Source organism: Caldicellulosiruptor bescii DSM 6725 (assembly GCF_000022325.1).
Taxonomy (GTDB): domain Bacteria; phylum Bacillota; class Thermoanaerobacteria; order Caldicellulosiruptorales; family Caldicellulosiruptoraceae; genus Caldicellulosiruptor; species Caldicellulosiruptor bescii.
Map to the genome: position 1 here is coordinate 2,150,740 of NC_012034.1, position 16,713 is coordinate 2,167,452.

Here is a 16,713-nt window from a genome sequence, read left to right on the forward strand (position 1 = left end):
TTTCGTAAAAAATAATAAAAAAGTCTCTTACCCCTTTGTAAAAAATGGGCAAGAGACATCGAAAGCAATTACATTTTCTCTGGAGCGTCAACTCCAAGCAGTCTTAGCATGTTATTTATGACAATTCTTACACACTCAACAAGAGAAAGCCTTGTAAACATCAGTTCTTCATTTTCATTTTTAACTCTGCACGCGTTATAAAAAGCATGGAACATAGATGCTAAGTCTAAAAGATACTTTGTCACTCTGCTAACGTCTAAGTTCTTTGCCGCCATTTCTATTTCTTCAGGAAGCTCTAAAAGCTTTTTCAAAAGTTCAAGCTCTTCCTCTTGCTGCAAAAGCTCTACTTTTATTCTACTTTTATCTAACACTATTCCCTCTTCTGACAAAGCTCTAATGATTCCGCATGTTCTTGCATGAGCATACTGGACATAAAATACAGGGTTGTCAAGTGTCTGTTGTGTCACAAGGTCTAAATCTATCTCAATGTGAGTATCTGCTGATTTTGTATTGAACATAAACCTTGCTGCATCTTTACCAATTTCATCAATTAGGTCAATTAGAGTTATTGCTTTACCTGTCCTTTTAGACATTCTAACAACTTCTTTACCTCTTACAAGTCTTACAAGTTGCATAAGGATAACTATAAGCTTTTCTGGGTCAATCCCAAGCGCTTTCATTGCAGCTTTCATTCTTGCAACATGCCCGTGATGGTCAGCACCCCAAATGTCTATCACAATGTCAAAGCCTCTTTTTTCAAACTTGTTTCTGTGATAAGCAATATCAGCTGCAAAATAGGTTGGAATCCCATTTGCTCTTATCAAAACCTCATCTTTCAAGCTCTCATCTATTTTTGATGCTGCAAACCACAGCGCCCCATCTTTTTCGTACGTGTATCCTCTTGATTTTAAATCCTCAATTGTCTCAAAAACTTCTCCACTCTCATAAAGGCTACTTTCATGAAACCATACATCATATTCTATGCCATATTTTCTCAAGTGCTCTTTCATAAGCAAAATATTTCTCTTTAGGGCAAAGTCAACAAGCTTTTTTCTTCTCTCATCCGAAGACAAATTCTCCAAATCATCCCCGTGCTCATCTAAATATTCTTTTACCCTTTCGATTATATCCTCACCATGATAGCAATCTTCAGGAAGATCTACATTTTCACCCTTCAGCTGTCTGTATCTAATCTCAAGGCTCTGTCCAAACTTTTCTATCTGGTTTCCAGCATCATTGACATAAAACTCCTTTGTAACATTGTATCCAGCCCATTTTAAAAGGTTTGCAAGACAGTCCCCCAGCGCGCCTCCGCGGGCATTCCCCATGTGCATAGGGCCAGTCGGATTTGCCGAGACAAACTCAACCATCACTTTTTTGCCATTTCCAATATTTACTTTTCCATAGTCGTCACCTTCAGACAAAATCACATCCACAACTTTGTAAAGCCAGTCTTTTTTGAAAAAGAAATTTATAAACCCTGGGCCCGCAACTTCAACCTTTTCAATGAAAGTATTTGATAAATCAATTGCGTTAACAATGCCATTTGCAATCTCTCTTGGATTTTTCTTAAGTTTTCTTGTAAGCTCCATTGCTATGTTTGTTGCAAAATCGCCGTGAGATTTCTCCTTCGGCTTTTCAATCATTATATCTGGAATGCTGTCAAGCTCAAATATTCCTTTATCAATACAGTTTTTTATGGCATTTTGAACTACATCTTGAATCTGCTGTTTTGCAAGTTTTACTAAATTCAATTTTTTACACCTGCCTCTTTGATTTTAAGTAAAAAGTCATTTTCAGACATCATATGCGAATCTAAATCTATGGCATACTCAACCAAAACCTCTCCACCGCTATCGTCCAAGTCAACTTTCATTCTTTTTGTATAAATCCCAATCATTATAACTCCCTGGTCGGTTATATATGTGGAGATGTGTCTTTTACCAGGTTCAAATATAAAGGTTGATGTAACATCACCCCAGCGGACTAAAGTTATAAGGTCGGGTTGAATCTTAAAAGTTGTTGTGGTACCTTCAAGCCCAGTCAGTTCACTTTCCTTATATGTCACAAAATAACTTTCACCTTTTTTATAAAACTTTCCTTCTGTGAAAAACTCTATGCTATTTTCAAAGCTGTTTACGGGGTATTCCTGCGTGCCTTTTACGTAAATCAGGACGTCTTTTTTCATACTTCCACACCCCAAAAATGGCTATTTTTAGTATCTCTCTATGTCTATTTTCTCTTCACATTTTATTTTTTCATTCAAAAATATTGAAGCTACAGACTCAAATTTTTTTAGATTGTCACTTGCATAAAAATAATATGTTGGCTCTTCGCTGGAATTGTTTAACATATCATTCATTTTTAATAGTTCAAACACTTGCTTGGCTGTCTCAAGTGCAGGATTTATTAGCATAACGTTAGGCAATACCTTTCTTATAACATCCTGTAAAAAAGGGTAGTGTGTGCATCCCAGAACAAGAGTATCTATTGCTTTTTCATTAAACTCTTCTAAATACTCTTTCGCAACAAGATAAGTTACCTCTTTATCTGTCCATCCTTCTTCTACAAGCGGAACAAAAAGAGGACACGGCTTTGAAAAAACCTTTATGCTATTATCAAGCTCTAATATCTTTTTTTCGAAAGCACCGCTTGATATTGTTCCTTCTGTTCCTATTACTCCTATTTTTTTATTTTTTGTTGATCTTACTGCTGCCTCAGCTCCAGGTTCAATTACTGCAACAATGGGAACGTCAAATTTTGCTTTTAAAGCTTCATATGCATATGCAGATGCAGTGTTACATGCCACAACAACAATTTTGACGTTTTTTGATAGCAAAAACCTTGTGTTTTGCATTGCAAACTTTGTAACTGTCTCTTTAGACTTAGAACCGTATGGAATTCTTGCCGTGTCGCCAAAATACACAATGCTCTCATTTGGCATAAGACTTACAATCTCTTTGAAGACAGTAAGTCCGCCCAAACCAGAATCAAATATACCGATCGGTCGCAAATCCATAGCTATTTCAGCCCTCTTTGCTGTATTTTATGCTTTTTTTCTGTCTATTTTTCTCAATGGCAAGAGAAATTAGTTTATCAATGAGTTGAGAATATGGAATGCCACTGAACTCCATAAGTTTTGGATACATCGAAATACTTGTAAAACCAGGTATTGTGTTTACCTCGTTGAAATACACTTTGTTCGTATCTTTATCAACAAAAAAGTCCACTCTTGCCATTCCACAGCACTCAAAAATCTTGTAAATCCTTCCTGCCAAATCTTTTATTTCTTCAGTAACTTCCTTTGGAAGTCTTGCCGGGATGATGAGCTCTGATGAATTATCAATATATTTTGCCTCATACGAATAAAACTCTCTTGACGGAATTATTTCTCCCGGCTCAGACACAAATACCTCATCATTTCCCAAAACTGCACATTCTATCTCCCGAGCGTTTATAGCCTGTTCAATCAAAATCTTTGTATCATACAAAAAAGCCTCATGTATTGCCAAAACAAGGTCTTCTCTATCTTTCGCTTTTGATATACCCACAGACGAGCCTGAGTTTGCAGGCTTTACAAAAACAGGATACGAAAACTCACTCTCTATTCTTCTTATGAAATAATCTTTTTTAGCTGAATATTCGTTTTTGTATACAACCAAAAAATGCCCCTGTGGTATTCCTTCTAAAAGCGCAAGCTTTTTAGCAAACGCTTTGTCCATGCATATAGCCGACGAAAGAACACCGCATCCTACATATGGTATGCCAGAGAGCTCTAAAAGTCCCTGAACTGTCCCGTCCTCACCATTCAGTCCATGCAAAACCGGGAATACCACATCAATGTCGATGAAAGTAGCCTCGTTATCTTTTACTTTTACAAGTGCCTTTTTGGTTCTATCAGGAGAGACAAAACATTCTATAGAAAACTGAGTCCACTTGCTATCCAAATCTTCAATTTTGCCTGTGTACAAGAGCCATTTTCCTTCTTTTGTTATACCTATTGGAATTACTTCGTATTTTTCTTTGTCCATATTTTGCATAATTGATTTTGCCGAAACTATGGATATTTCGTGTTCTGTTGAAACTCCTCCAAATAAAACAGCAACTTTTAACTTGGTCATTATCAGAATTACCTCCAAAAATATGCTTTTTGTAAATTTATATATTCATCAAGCAGACAACTTTATTACATTTCAAGTTGCATTTTCTACAATCCAAGATAGCCTCTCACATCAAGCAAAATTTCCTCTAATTTCTGCTCATCTGGGCTTTCACCATAAATTCTTATAAGGTCTTCTGTGCCAGATGGTCTTACCAAAAACCACGAACTATTTTCAAGGATAACCTTTAGACCATCTCGTGTCCTGTATTCCAAGCACCTCAAGCCTGCCACTTCACTTTTGCCGAAATTTTTTATTCTTTCCAAGGCCTCTTCTTTTTTCTGATGAGTTGTTCTAACATCAATTCTTTTATTATAAAGCTTTCCATACTCAGATTCAATGCTCCTTAAAATTTCTTTTGGAGATTTTTGAAGCTTTGCAACTGCCTCTGCAACCAAAAGGTCAGCCAAAATCCCATCCTTTTCAGGCACATGCCCTTTTATGGAAAGCCCTCCAGATTCCTCTCCACCGATTAGGCTATCTTCTTTCATCAAACACTCTGCAATATATTTAAACCCAACAGGTGTTTCAATGCAACGCATATTGTGCTTCTCTGCAATTTTGTCGAGCATAGAAGTTGTTGCAACTGTCCTTGCAATTGACGATGCTTTCCCACGCGTTTTTATCAAATAGTCTGCAAGCATAAAGATTACTTCATTTGCCGAAATATATTCCCCGTCCGGATTTACAACACCAAACCTGTCTGCATCCCCATCTGTTGCAAGGCCTAAGTCAAACTTTTCGCTCTTTATAACCTCTAAAAGGTCTTTCATATTCTCCAAATTAGGTTCTGGCAGATGTCCTCCAAAAAGTGGGTCGCGCCAGTTATTAATTACCTTAACCTCACACCCAAGTCTCTTGAGCGCTTCATCAACATACCCTATTCCACACCCATGCATAGGATTTACAAGAACTTTTAAAGTTTTCCCTTCAAATGCCTTTTTGTCTATCAAGTTCAAAACATCATTTATATACTCTTCCTTGTGGTCAAAGTAGTCAATGAGCTTTTCATCAGGATTTAAACTGCCAAGGCCTTCTTTTTGAATCCTTTCCACATTTTTCACTATCTTATCTGTAATCTGTGTGTTGGCAGGACCTCCATAGTGTGGAATAAATTTTATTCCATTGTAGTAATACGGATTGTGGCTAGCTGTTATCATTATTGCTCCGCTTACACCTTTTTTAACAACAGCATGTGCAACAGCCGGTGTTGGAATCGGCTGTTTTGAAAGAAGAACGTGTATTGCATTGCTACTTAGAACCTCAGCACATACCTTTGCAAAATTTTCTGAGTGAAATCTATAGTCATAGCCAACTATTATTGTCGGGTTTTCATAGGTTTCTAAAACATATTCAGATATAGCCTGAGCCACAATTCTTACATTCTCAAAAGTAAAATCATCTGCTATAATTCCTCTCCAACCATCTGTCCCAAATGAGATTTTTTTCATTCTTTTGCCCTCCTTCAAAAAAATTAGACAAATATATTATAATATAGTTCGAAATTTTTACAATAAACAAAAAAGATGACCGGGCAATAAATAGACTGCCGGCCATCCTTCTTTGTTCATTTATCAGCTGGAGCCAAGTACTTTTCAATCTTCTTTTTAACCCTTTGAAGAGCATTGTCAATTGACTTTACATCTTTGTGAATCATATCAGCAATCTCTTGATAACTCCTTCCTTCAAGGTAAAGGCTTAAAACCTTGAACTCAAAAGGAGAAAGACATTCAGTAATAACATTTATAGCGTTTTCAAGCTCCTCCTTTGTAATCATAACCTCTTCCGGGTCAGAAATGAACGCGTCCGCTAACGTATCAATAAGCGTCCTTTCGTCATTTTCTTCGTACACAGGCTTGTTAAGTGATATGTAGGTGTTAAGAGGAATATGTTTTTGCCTGCTGGCAGTTTTGATTGCAGTTATCATCTGACGTGTAATGCACATCTCTGCAAACAATCTAAATGAAGGATATTTTGTTTCATCAAAATCACGCACAGCTTTAAAAAGACCTATCATACCCTCTTGATAAATATCCTCCTTATCAGCTCCAATCAAAAAGTACATTCTGCACTTTGCCTTCACAAAGTTTTGATACCTTGAAAGAAGCTCCTCAAGAGCTTCTTTCACGCCTTCTCTTGAATATTTAACCAATTCCTCATCTGAACATTCTTTAAAATTCAAAAGCCATTTTTGTAATGTCAAGGCAATATGCCTCCTTAAGTTTTTAAGCCTTGTTAAGAATTCAAAGAAAAACCTATCACAATAATTATATATTATCGCTAAAGCTTCTTTCAAGCTCATTTCAGGTTTTTTTTGAATTTCTCAAGTTTGCGAATAATATCGTCCTCTAAAGTATCTTCTAACTTGCTACTTTTATGCATCTTTTCTTTTTCCTTTTTCTCAATTTCTTTTCTGTAATGTTCAATCTCGTATATAAGTTCTCTTGGAGGTATTCTCAAAGCACCATCTCCAAGGATTATGAGCTGTTCTAAATAGTCTGAGGTTACAACCCCAATCTTTTCGTTTTTGCTATTCTTGTAAACATACTGTTCTATGTAGTTGTCAGCTGTTTCTCCCTCTTTTGTAAATACTATTTCCACATTGCTAAAAGTTTCTTTTTTACGCATAGCCCCTTTAACCAAGTGCGAATCAAACACAATTGTAATTTTATACCCTTTATAACCAGAAAAATCTGCCAAAATGTCGATTAACTTTTTTCGTGCGCTGTCCAAATCATCTTCAGCAATTTTCCTTAAGTAATCCCATGCGTTTATAAAGTTGTATCCATCAACCATCAAGTGCACCTTTGATTTCTCCTTCTTTAAGTCTTTGTTTCAAAACCTCAAAAAATATGATACCGGCCGCAACAGATGCATTAAACGAATTGACATATCCTTTTTGTGGGATTTTTATCAAAAAGTCAGCACCTTCTTTTACAAGTCTGGTGATGCCCTTTCCTTCAGAACCTATCACAACACATGTTGGAATAGTAAAATCACACTCATAAACAGGTTTTGAACCATTTGCATCTGCGGCAAACACCCATATACCCTTCTCTTTCAGCTCTTCAATAGTCCTTCTTAGGTTAACAACCCGTGCAATCTTCATATACTCAACAGCACCTGCAGAAGCCTTTTCCACAGCTGGTGTTACAGGACATGAATTTCTTGTTTCAATTACAATTCCATGTACACCACACAAATGTGCAGACCTTATAATAGACCCAAAGTTCTGTGGGTCGGTTATGCCATCAAGTAAAACTAAAAAAGGCTCCTCACCACTCTTCTTTGCTTCAAATAAGATGTCATCTATGTCGCAATATTCAAACTCGTGTGCAATGGCAATGACACCTTGTGGATTTTTTGTCTGCGCCATTTTGTATATCTTGTGCTTGTCAACAAATTTTACTACAACTCCATTTTGTCTACAAAGGTCTATTATCTGAGCAGTTTCCTTGTCTTTTGCCGAATTTGAGATATACACCTCTGTTATCTTAGCTCCGCTTTTGAGCGCCTCTTTCACAGGATTTTTGCCTTCAATAGTTCTCATGTTCCTCCCTCATTTTCCCAAGATATTTTTCTCTCACCTTTTCAAACCCTCCACAAGAGAACTTCCCCTCCGGGCAATAGCCAAGTCTTATGCATTTAGGTCCTGCAAATTTGAATATGTTTGGCGCAACGTTTTTGACAAGCTCTAAAATCTTGTCAGCAACTGCCCTTATCTCCCACTGAGCTCTGTTGCAGCACCTTTCGCTAAAAAAATGTAAAAGCTCTCTTGCGTTCATTGTCATGATAATCTTTGTTTCACAGGCATTCGGAAGAACATATCTGGCGTCCTCAATTGCCATTTTCTCTGCTTTCTTTAAAGCCTCTTTCTCTGAAATCCCATATATCTTAAATTTTTCAGTGTGCTTTCTTTTGAGTTTTTCGGACAAAACAGCATAAGCCTGGGCAATCTGATTCATAGTATCTATAAAAATATTTTTAAGCTCTTCATCTTCTTCTATGCTTGGCGGAATGACATAATCAAATCCATCCATCTTGACATACCGCTGAGACTGCTGTGAATATGAAGCAATCCTGTGACGGACAAGCTGGTGTGTAAAGCACCTTGAAACTCCTTCTATCCCAAATGTAAAGCTTACATGTTCTAAGGGTGACTGATGCCCCACCTCTACCAAAAAATTCAGAAAGTTTTTAACTGTCTCATTATCTAATCTTTCGAAGATATTCTCAATGGTTGCATTAGAATAACAAAGTTTTGCAGCAGTTGCAACAACCTTTTCAGGCTCTGGTGTGTGGGATAAAAGAACAACCTTAAACTTCATAACCAATTCCTCCATATACAATAATTGCATTTTGCTGGTATAAAAATAAATGAAGTTTTGTGATAAAATTATTGTATCACAAAAAGGGGGCAATTTTATATATGGGAATGCTATTTATTATGCCTAAACAGCAAAACTTTGTTTTAATAGGCTTTGATTTTATTAAAAATCACATGCCTTTTTCAGACGGGGAATTTGTGAAAGTATACATATACCTTAAATATCTTTTTCAGAACAAAATTGAAGCAGTTGAAATAGATAGGATTGCAAAGGAACTAAATCTTCTTGAGAGTGATGTTGTAAAAGCACTTGAATTTTGGGCACAGAGAAACTTAATTAGGCTTTCTAAAGACGTTGACGGAAATCTCTCTATTGACTTTTTGGATGATATGTTTGCACATGAAAAGGTCGAAAACTCTATTTCACCTCCAGTTTACACAACAGAGGATTTGTCCAGATTTTTTGAGACAGACGAAAAGTTTAGAAATCTCCTTGAATTTGCTCAAAAACAGTACTGCAGGACATTTAACAAAAGTGATATTGATGTTTTGCTTGAAATTTATGACTGGCTAAAACTGCCTATTGAGGTCATATACCTTTTAATAAACTATGTTACAATAAATAAGAACAACAAAAATCTGAAATTTCTTGAGCAAATGGCAATCAAATGGAAAGAACTTAACATTGATAGCATTGAAAAGGCTGAAGAATATATAAGGTCACAAGAAGATACAAGCAGAATAAAAAGGCTTGTTCTTCAGTACCTTGGAATATACAACAGAGCTCCGACCAAGGTGGAAGATGAAATTATGAATGTATGGATAAACGACTGGAAAGTGCCAGAAGATGTTATTATGTATGCTTTGAGTCTTGTGAAAAATGTAAACAATCCTACAGTAAGCTATGTAAATGGTATAATAAAAAGGTGGTATGAGGCAGGTCTGAAAGATTTAGAATCAATCAAAAAGTTTGAACTTGAAAATGCTCAAAAGAAAGAAAAGAGCAAAAAACAGTCCTCAAATAAGAAAAGCCTACGTGAAGAAAGAGATCCATCTACATACACTGCGTTAGAAGAACTTTACAAAAAAGCTTTGAGAGGTAATGCAGATGATGACCAATAAAAAAGAGATATTGGAGACAATAGATAGAATATACAAGCAAAGACGCTATAATGCAGAACTTTCAAAAGAAAGAAAAATCCATGAACTTTATACAAAATCAAAAGAGTTTGCCGATATATGTGACAAGATAAAATTAGCTGGCTTGAAGCTGTCAAAAGCGTCGCTTATGCAAAATAAAGAGCAAATAGCTAAATACTCCAAAATTTTAGATACGCTTATTTCAAAAAGGACAAAACTTTTAATTGAGATGGGATACCCGAGCGACTATTTAGAGCCAGACTATTTATGTAAAACTTGTCAGGACACAGGTTTTGTAGTTTTAGAAGACAGAGTTGAAGTTTGCAAATGCAGAACCCAGCTTTTCATTGAACTTCTGTATGAACAAAGTAAGCTAAAGGAAATCTTAAAAGACCATAACTTTAGCAAATTTAACTTGGACTATTACTCAAAAGAAGTTGATTTGAAAGAAGGATTGTCACCTTATAAGAATATGGTCAAGATAATTGAAAAGGTGAAGGAGTTTGTAGAAAATTTTGATAAACCAAACCAGAAGAATCTGTTGTTTTATGGTCCAACAGGCCTTGGTAAGACTTTTCTCGCTCACTGTATTGCAAAAGAGGTAATTGACAAAGGTAAAACAGTAATATTTTTAGATAGTATTTCTTTCTTTGAGATATTAAAAGATAAATATTCAAAAATGCTTCGTCTCTATGAAGAGGTAAGTGACGAAGAATACAAAAGCCTTGAAGAGGTAGACCTTTTGATTATTGATGACCTTGGAAATGAAGGGAAAAACGCTGAATTTTGTCATGGCGTCTTTCAAAGTTTGCTGGACAAAAGATTTTTGTCAGGCAAAAAAATGATCATAACCACAAACTATAGCCTTGACGGACTTGTCACAGTTTATTCTCAGTTCATAATGGGTAGACTTCAGGAATATTTTATGTTTTTGCATCTGTTTGGAGAAGATGTGAGGGTAATAAAAGCAAAACTTCATCTTGAAAAGAAAACTTCTGAAACATAATAAAAAGATAAAGGTAACCAGCCTTAAATCAGGCTGGTTACCTTTTTATTTTATGGCAAAAAGCAGCTCACCCTCACATACAACCTCGCCGTCAACCATTGCTACTGCTTTTGCCTTGCCAATTGAACCTTTGAGAGATATTAGCTCTGTCTCAATCACAAGAACATCACCGGGCTTTACAACTTTTTTGAATCTAACCTTGTCAATACCTGCAAAAAATGGAGTTTTCCCTTTAAACTCTTCTTTTAAAAGCATTGCAACAGCTCCAACCTGGGCCATTGCCTCAACAATCAAAACACCCGGCATCACAGGATTTGAAGGAAAATGTCCTTGAAAAAACGGTTCGTTAATTGTAACGTTTTTAATTCCCTTTGCTCTCTTTCCTTCTTCAACTTCTATGATTCTGTCCACAAGCAAAAAAGGGTATCTATGAGGAATAATTTCCAGTATTTTATCAATGTTATACATAACTAAATCTTCCTTTCTAATATTAAATCCTAAAAACTCAAATTCTTACACCTTAACTATAAACACCATAATAAAATAAATGACCATTAAAATCAAACCCATTGGAACTCCAATTTTCGCCCACTCTTTGCTTTTTATTTTAAATTTCCCTGCTGATATTATGTTTGGGATATTACCAGGTATTAACATTCCTCCGCTTATAATCATTCCAAGAATAATCGCCCTCACCTGTTCATTCGTCATTTCTTTAGAAACTTCAGCTGCTGCCAAGGTTGCGTTGTCCACTATAGCAGAAATCATATTTACCCAGTAAAGAATTTTTGCATCCAACTTTATAATGTACAAATCTATCAATGGTTTGAAAGCTGTTCCTAAAAGCTCAAGTGCAAACACAAATACAAAAACCTTAAATGCCCTCAAAAAAACATCTTTAATACCTTCTGTATTTTCTATATATTCATCTTTATCAACTTTATTTGCCTTTTTAACAATCAAGGCTGCCAAAAATGCCATAAGTAATATTGTGATAATAATTTCAAATCCAATTGCCCTTGCTAAATAGAAAAAATCAGCTTTGAGCTTTGAAATAGTAATAGTCGCCAATGGTTCACCCACTGGCGTTAATGCTGCTCCAAATCCTATTGCAAAACATGCTAATACAATAACTTTTAATTTGGTATTTCTCTCAAGCGGTGTATGATGCATAATTTCGGTTAATAATAATGAAGCAATTATCGCAGTAATAAAACTTGAACTTAAACCCAAGATAACAATTATAATAAAAGTAAATATTTGAATTGAAATTTTATTAGTCAGCACATCTATTAATCTGTTAATTTTATTTCTAAAGAAGAAAAACAACATTCCTGCTATTAAAACTGCAAAAGTTATATAGTAGAGTAATTTATTTTGAAGTATGTGTTCAAATAACTTTAAATTCATCTGTTTAGAAATAATAACACCAATAATACCCATTACAAATAAGAAATATTCTAAATTGTGTTCAACTGCTTTTACTAAAAAAGGTATAAATAAAATAACCAATAGCAGAATTATTAATCCTGCAATCATTTGAAAAACTCCTTTCTTGTACTGTCAATAATTATTTTTAGCATTGCTGCATTCTTCAGTTATTATATTATACGTTTGTGAAAGGATATAATTCAATCTCTCAATGTTATTTTCTAGATAGAGATAACCGATTAAAGCTTCAAGGGCTGTAGCATATTTATAATCACTCAATTTAGCATTTTTAGGAATCGTTTTTGGTTTTGCATTTCTTCCTCTCTTTACAATTCTTTTTTCATCTTCATCAAGCTCTTCATATATTTTTTTTATAGCCATTGCTTGACTCGAAGCTTTCACATACATGGTAGTTCTAAGATAGTATAGATAAGGGGTCAAATCTGGATTTTCAGCTACTATTTTGTTTCTTACAAACAACTCATATACTGCATCTCCAATATAAGCATATACTAAAGGACTGAGCAACCTGTCCTCACTCTCTTCCAAATATGTTTTTAAAATATCCAAAAAGTGCTCTCTTTATTAATCAGCTGTTCCAAGTACCCTTATTGTATTGACATAAGGGTCGGCTGTGCCCTGAAGCTGGCAGTCCTCTTCTTTCAAAAGTTTTATATAATCAACAAGGTCCTTTGTAATTCTCTCACCCGGCAAAATAAGTGGTATTCCAGGCGGATACGCCATGACCATCTCACCCGAAATTTCACCAACTGCATTGTCAAGATCAACAACCTTTTTAGAGCTGTAAAAGGCATCTCTTGGCGACACAATCACCTGTGGTGAGTGCAAAACTATTGTTGGTGTCTTTACATCCTTGACACCAAGTTTTTTAGCCATATCGCGAAGAGCTTCAATTAGCTTTTCCACACTCTCCTGTGTATCTCCCAAAGAGATTATAGCCAGTATATTGTAAAGGTCAGACATCTCCACTTGGATGTTATATTCATCTCTCAAAATTCTTTCAGCTTCATATCCAGTTATACCAAGTCTTCTGACATTTATCCCAAGTTTTGTCTCATCAAAATCATAAACTCCCGGTGTTCCAATCAACTCTTTACCAAATGCATAAAGCCCTTCAATCTTGTTAATCTCTTCTCTTGCCATTCTGGCAAGTCGCAAAGTTTCTTCTAACATCTCTTCACCATACATTGCAAGCTGTTTTCTCGCAACGTCTATAGAACACATCAAAATGTAAGATGAACTTGTTGTCATAGTAAGATTTAGTACCTGCTTTACAGTTTCTGGTTGAATCCTGTGCCCTCTAAGAAGAAGTACTGAACTTTGCGTTAGCGACCCACCTGTTTTGTGTGTTGAAACTGCGCTCATATCTGCTCCAACTTCCATTGCAGTGAGCGGAAAATCGTTATGAAATCCCATATGTGCACCATGCGCTTCATCTACCAAAACAGCCATTCCAAACTTGTGCGCTGTCCTTGTTATGGACTTCAAATCACTTGCAATTCCATAATATGTGGGGTTTATAACAAAAACTGCTTTGGCATGAGGGTGTTTCAGGATTGCCTTTTTTACATTCTCAATTGTAACACCCATTGTAATCCCAAGCTCTTCATTGACCTCTGGTTGCACATACACAGGTATAGCCCCGCTTAGAATTATCCCGCCAAATGCACTTTTGTGTGCGTTTCGAGGCAGTATTATCTCATCTCCAGGTTCGCACGCCGACATTATCATTGTTTGAACACCCGATGTTGTACCGTTTACCAAAAAATATGCATACTGGGCACCAAACGCGCTTGCAAAAAGTTTTTCGGCTTCATAGATGACTCCTATTGGGTTATTTGCGTTGTCTAAGTCTTCCATACCGTTTAAGTCCATTAGCATGACGTTTTGTCCAACAAAATCGGTAAACTCTTTAAGACCTCTTCCATATTTGTGCCCTGGAACGTGGAACGGTATTATGTTCTTTTCAATATGTCTTTTTACAGCATCAAATAAGGGTGTTTTGCTCTGGTCCTCCTTTGTCACCTTATTCTGCCCTGCCTCCATTTCTTTTCTTTATACTTTTTAATTTTCTGATTGATAATTATACCACACTACAATTTTTTTAAAAGTATTTTTTACTCAAAAGTTACGCGGCTCACACCTTCAATCAGATATAGGTCTGTTATAAGCTGATTGACGCTGGTATCCGGTAAAACTAAAGCCTTATAACAAACCTTTTCAGTCTCTTCATGCATAAATTTAATATCTTTAATTGTAACTGAATGTGCAGTCAAAATTGAGTCTATCTTTTGAATAGAACTTTTCAAGTTTTGTCCCTCAACAGTAATTGTCCTTAAAATTCCTTTTGATACAAATCTTACTTCAAATTTTTTCAATAGAATCAAAGTAAGATACACTGCTGCTGTTGCTAAAAATGCACCCTTATAATAACCAATTCCAATTGCAAGCCCAATACAAGCAACAGCCCACAGAGTTGCTGCAGTTGTCAAACCTTTTACTGTTGCGCCATCTTTTATTATTGTACCTGCACCAAGAAAGCCAATTCCTGAGATGACCTGAGCGCCAAGCCTTGCAACATCTATGTTTGCATGCCCTTTGTAATAAATATCATAGATATACTCAGACGTCATCATAACAAGTGTTGAACCAACACAGACTAAAATGTGTGTTCTGAACCCTGCCGGTCTGTGGACGTTTTCACGTTCAATACCAATAATTCCACCTGCTAAGATTGCAAATATGATTTTTAATATATCCTGCAGCATTAAAAATTCCCTCTTTAGAATGTGAGATTATAATTATATTTTATAATACATAACGTAAAAAAATTAAAGAGGCTGCTTTCTCATTTTTTGACTTTAGAAAAAGCAGCCTCCTGTGGCAAATTTTATTATTTTGTCCACAATTCAATGTTTTGCTTGATTCTTTTTGTATAATATTCTTCAACCTTGCTGTTTCCAAGCTTCTCAAAACCATCCAAAAATTCGTTCCATACCTTATCAAAGTCTTTTTCTTTTGCCATTACAACTTTTGGAATGGTCGAAAGTGTATAATTCCAGATTTTATCGTTAATTGTTTTGATATTAGGATCATCAATTGAAATCATCCAGAGATAACCCCATGTTTTTTCTGGATACTCATTTGATTTTGGGAATAAGTCTTTCCAAATCTCTGCTTTATATGCAGACAATACTTTCTTCTCAACATCGCTATAGTTCTTTCTTATATCTTCTTTTCTCGTGTCAGGTGCAATTGGATTTCCTGTTGAATCAATATACGTATTAGGCAGTCTCGGGAACGGGTAAATGTAAGGACCTATCCCAGTCTTTTTTCCAAATGTAGGATCAGTTTTTCTCATCTGGTCATATTTTGGTGTAAATACTCTCTTACCATTTATATATGTGTGATGAACACCTTCAATACCCCATTGTCTTAAGATATTAGCATCTTCGGTGCACATCCAGTCAAGGAACTTAATTGCTCTCACCTTATCTTTGCACTTTACTGTTATAGCAACACCCCAGCCACCTGTGTATCCAACTTTTACATCAGGCGGACATTGTTTTATCTTTTCATTAACTGTAACAGGATAATAGCCGTATGTGTATTCGTATTTGCCTGCTTTTTTGAGAGCAGTGATTGGTTCACCCACTGCCCAACCTGCGTCAATTAAAGCAAGAACTCTTCCAGATGCTATTTTAGCTTTATACTGGTCGTCTTTCTGGACAAATGTCTCTCTATCAAGAATTCCTGCGTTCCATAAGTGATTTAACCATTTGAAATATTCTTTTTCAATTGGACGTTTATAATGTCTTATCACTTTCAAAGTTTTTGGGTCAACATAAAACTCTCCATCGTCAGGTGCACCTGTTGCCTGAAAAGCTGGATTTGTAACAGAAATAACCGTTCGCCAATCGTCAGCACTAAGTGTCAAAGGAATGGTTGGAAGTCCGTCTGTTGTAGGATGTTTTTTCCAGTAATTTACTATTACATTTTCAAAATCTTTTATTGTTCTAATCTTGGGATAATTTTGTTCTATTACTACTCTGTGCTGAACCATAAATCCACCATTTACATCAAGTGTTGCATCATTATCTGTTGTTATCCCCAAACAGTATATATGCGGATCCTGAGGACTCCATCTAAGCCTCTTGAGATTTTTTCCATATGCTTTTTTAATGTTGGGACCATACTTTTCTATTAAACTATCTAACTGTACAATACCACCAGCATTTTTAAGAAGTTGTAAGTCTCCTTTTGCATACACAAGGTCTGGATAATCACCACTTGCAGCCATTAGCTGAATTTTTTGTTGACCAGCACCTTGAGCTATGGCATACTCAATCTTTAATGTAACACCTGTAAGTTCTTTTATCTTTTGTGCAACTGGTGACTTAAATCCATCGTCATTTGGGTTTGTTTCAGCACTGTACATAGTGAGAGTAATTGGCTTTTTTGCTTCGGGTGTTGGTTTGAGTGGCTTCACAAGCTTTGAACTTCCAGCATTTCCAATAATGCCAATTCCTAATATAAAACTTATAACCACTACAATTGATAAAATCGAAAGTAACCTTTTTGAACTCCTCATAGTTCTTTTAACCCTCCTTATTTTTGTTTTATGCTAA

The 16,713-nt window shown here is 35.7% G+C and carries 17 protein-coding genes; 2 read left to right on the top strand and 15 right to left on the bottom strand.

Annotated features, from left to right (window positions below; genetic code table 11):
• Positions 1-68: 68 nt before the first annotated feature.
• The 9 genes from argS to thyX form a co-directional block, all read right to left on the bottom strand.
• On the bottom strand, positions 69-1,754 hold the full coding sequence (gene argS, locus ATHE_RS10230; RefSeq protein WP_015908397.1) for an arginine--tRNA ligase: 1,686 nt from the start codon (positions 1,752-1,754) through the stop codon (positions 69-71).
• Positions 1,751-2,188 (bottom strand): DUF1934 domain-containing protein, encoded by a 438-nt coding sequence (locus ATHE_RS10235; protein WP_015908398.1) that lies wholly within the window; start codon positions 2,186-2,188, stop codon positions 1,751-1,753. Before ATHE_RS10235 ends, argS begins: the two co-directional genes overlap by 4 nt.
• Before the next feature lie 27 nt (positions 2,189-2,215).
• Positions 2,216-3,019: a glutamate racemase gene (gene murI, locus ATHE_RS10240; RefSeq protein ID WP_015908399.1), complete on the bottom strand. Its 804-nt coding sequence runs from the start codon at positions 3,017-3,019 to the stop codon at positions 2,216-2,218.
• A 7-nt stretch (positions 3,020-3,026) separates the two neighbouring features.
• The gene (locus ATHE_RS10245; protein ID WP_015908400.1) at positions 3,027-4,121 is read right to left on the bottom strand and encodes a D-alanine--D-alanine ligase family protein; all 1,095 of its coding nucleotides are present in this window, start codon (positions 4,119-4,121) and stop codon (positions 3,027-3,029) included.
• Positions 4,122-4,207: 86 nt separating this feature from the next.
• The gene (locus ATHE_RS10250) at positions 4,208-5,611 is read right to left on the bottom strand and encodes a phosphoglucomutase/phosphomannomutase family protein (protein ID WP_015908401.1); all 1,404 of its coding nucleotides are present in this window, start codon (positions 5,609-5,611) and stop codon (positions 4,208-4,210) included.
• Positions 5,612-5,727: 116 nt separating this feature from the next.
• The gene (locus ATHE_RS10255; protein WP_041727185.1) at positions 5,728-6,363 is read right to left on the bottom strand and encodes an RNA polymerase sporulation sigma factor SigH; all 636 of its coding nucleotides are present in this window, start codon (positions 6,361-6,363) and stop codon (positions 5,728-5,730) included.
• A 95-nt stretch (positions 6,364-6,458) separates the two neighbouring features.
• Positions 6,459-6,965: an NYN domain-containing protein gene (locus tag ATHE_RS10260; protein WP_013429658.1), complete on the bottom strand. Its 507-nt coding sequence runs from the start codon at positions 6,963-6,965 to the stop codon at positions 6,459-6,461.
• Complete coding sequence (gene rlmB, locus ATHE_RS10265) at positions 6,949-7,710, bottom strand: 23S rRNA (guanosine(2251)-2'-O)-methyltransferase RlmB (protein WP_015908402.1); 762 nt, start codon at positions 7,708-7,710, stop codon at positions 6,949-6,951. The genes ATHE_RS10260 and rlmB overlap by 17 nt, the downstream gene beginning before the upstream one ends.
• Entirely contained in the window at positions 7,697-8,488 is a 792-nt protein-coding gene (gene thyX / locus ATHE_RS10270) for an FAD-dependent thymidylate synthase (protein WP_015908403.1), read from the bottom strand. The genes rlmB and thyX overlap by 14 nt, the downstream gene beginning before the upstream one ends.
• Positions 8,489-8,589: 101 nt before the next feature.
• Between thyX and ATHE_RS10275 the strand changes: the two genes are divergently transcribed.
• Both ATHE_RS10275 and ATHE_RS10280 read left to right on the top strand, forming a co-directional pair.
• Entirely contained in the window at positions 8,590-9,609 is a 1,020-nt protein-coding gene (locus tag ATHE_RS10275) for a DnaD domain-containing protein (RefSeq protein WP_013429655.1), read from the top strand.
• On the top strand, positions 9,596-10,633 hold the full coding sequence (locus ATHE_RS10280) for an ATP-binding protein (protein ID WP_015908404.1): 1,038 nt from the start codon (positions 9,596-9,598) through the stop codon (positions 10,631-10,633). The genes ATHE_RS10275 and ATHE_RS10280 overlap by 14 nt, the downstream gene beginning before the upstream one ends.
• A gap of 45 nt (positions 10,634-10,678) precedes the next feature.
• On the opposite strand, the gene fabZ is transcribed toward ATHE_RS10280, so the two are convergent.
• From fabZ to ATHE_RS10310, 6 genes are all read right to left on the bottom strand, one after another.
• Entirely contained in the window at positions 10,679-11,101 is a 423-nt protein-coding gene (gene fabZ, locus ATHE_RS10285) for a 3-hydroxyacyl-ACP dehydratase FabZ (protein WP_013429653.1), read from the bottom strand.
• Positions 11,102-11,146: 45 nt separating this feature from the next.
• Positions 11,147-12,172, bottom strand: coding sequence for a DUF1646 family protein (locus ATHE_RS10290; RefSeq protein ID WP_015908405.1), 1,026 nt, complete (start codon positions 12,170-12,172; stop codon positions 11,147-11,149).
• A gap of 24 nt (positions 12,173-12,196) precedes the next feature.
• Positions 12,197-12,634 carry a Mini-ribonuclease 3 gene (locus ATHE_RS10295; protein ID WP_015908406.1) on the bottom strand — a complete coding sequence of 146 codons (438 nt, stop codon included), beginning with the start codon at positions 12,632-12,634 and terminating at the stop codon, positions 12,197-12,199.
• A 15-nt stretch (positions 12,635-12,649) separates the two neighbouring features.
• Positions 12,650-14,110 (bottom strand): aminotransferase class I/II-fold pyridoxal phosphate-dependent enzyme, encoded by a 1,461-nt coding sequence (locus ATHE_RS10300; RefSeq protein WP_013429650.1) that lies wholly within the window; start codon positions 14,108-14,110, stop codon positions 12,650-12,652.
• A 92-nt stretch (positions 14,111-14,202) separates the two neighbouring features.
• Positions 14,203-14,853 (bottom strand): MgtC/SapB family protein, encoded by a 651-nt coding sequence (locus ATHE_RS10305; RefSeq protein WP_013429649.1) that lies wholly within the window; start codon positions 14,851-14,853, stop codon positions 14,203-14,205.
• 125 nt (positions 14,854-14,978) lie between these two features.
• Positions 14,979-16,676, bottom strand: coding sequence for an ABC transporter substrate-binding protein (locus ATHE_RS10310; RefSeq protein ID WP_015908408.1), 1,698 nt, complete (start codon positions 16,674-16,676; stop codon positions 14,979-14,981).
• Positions 16,677-16,713 lie beyond the last annotated feature (37 nt).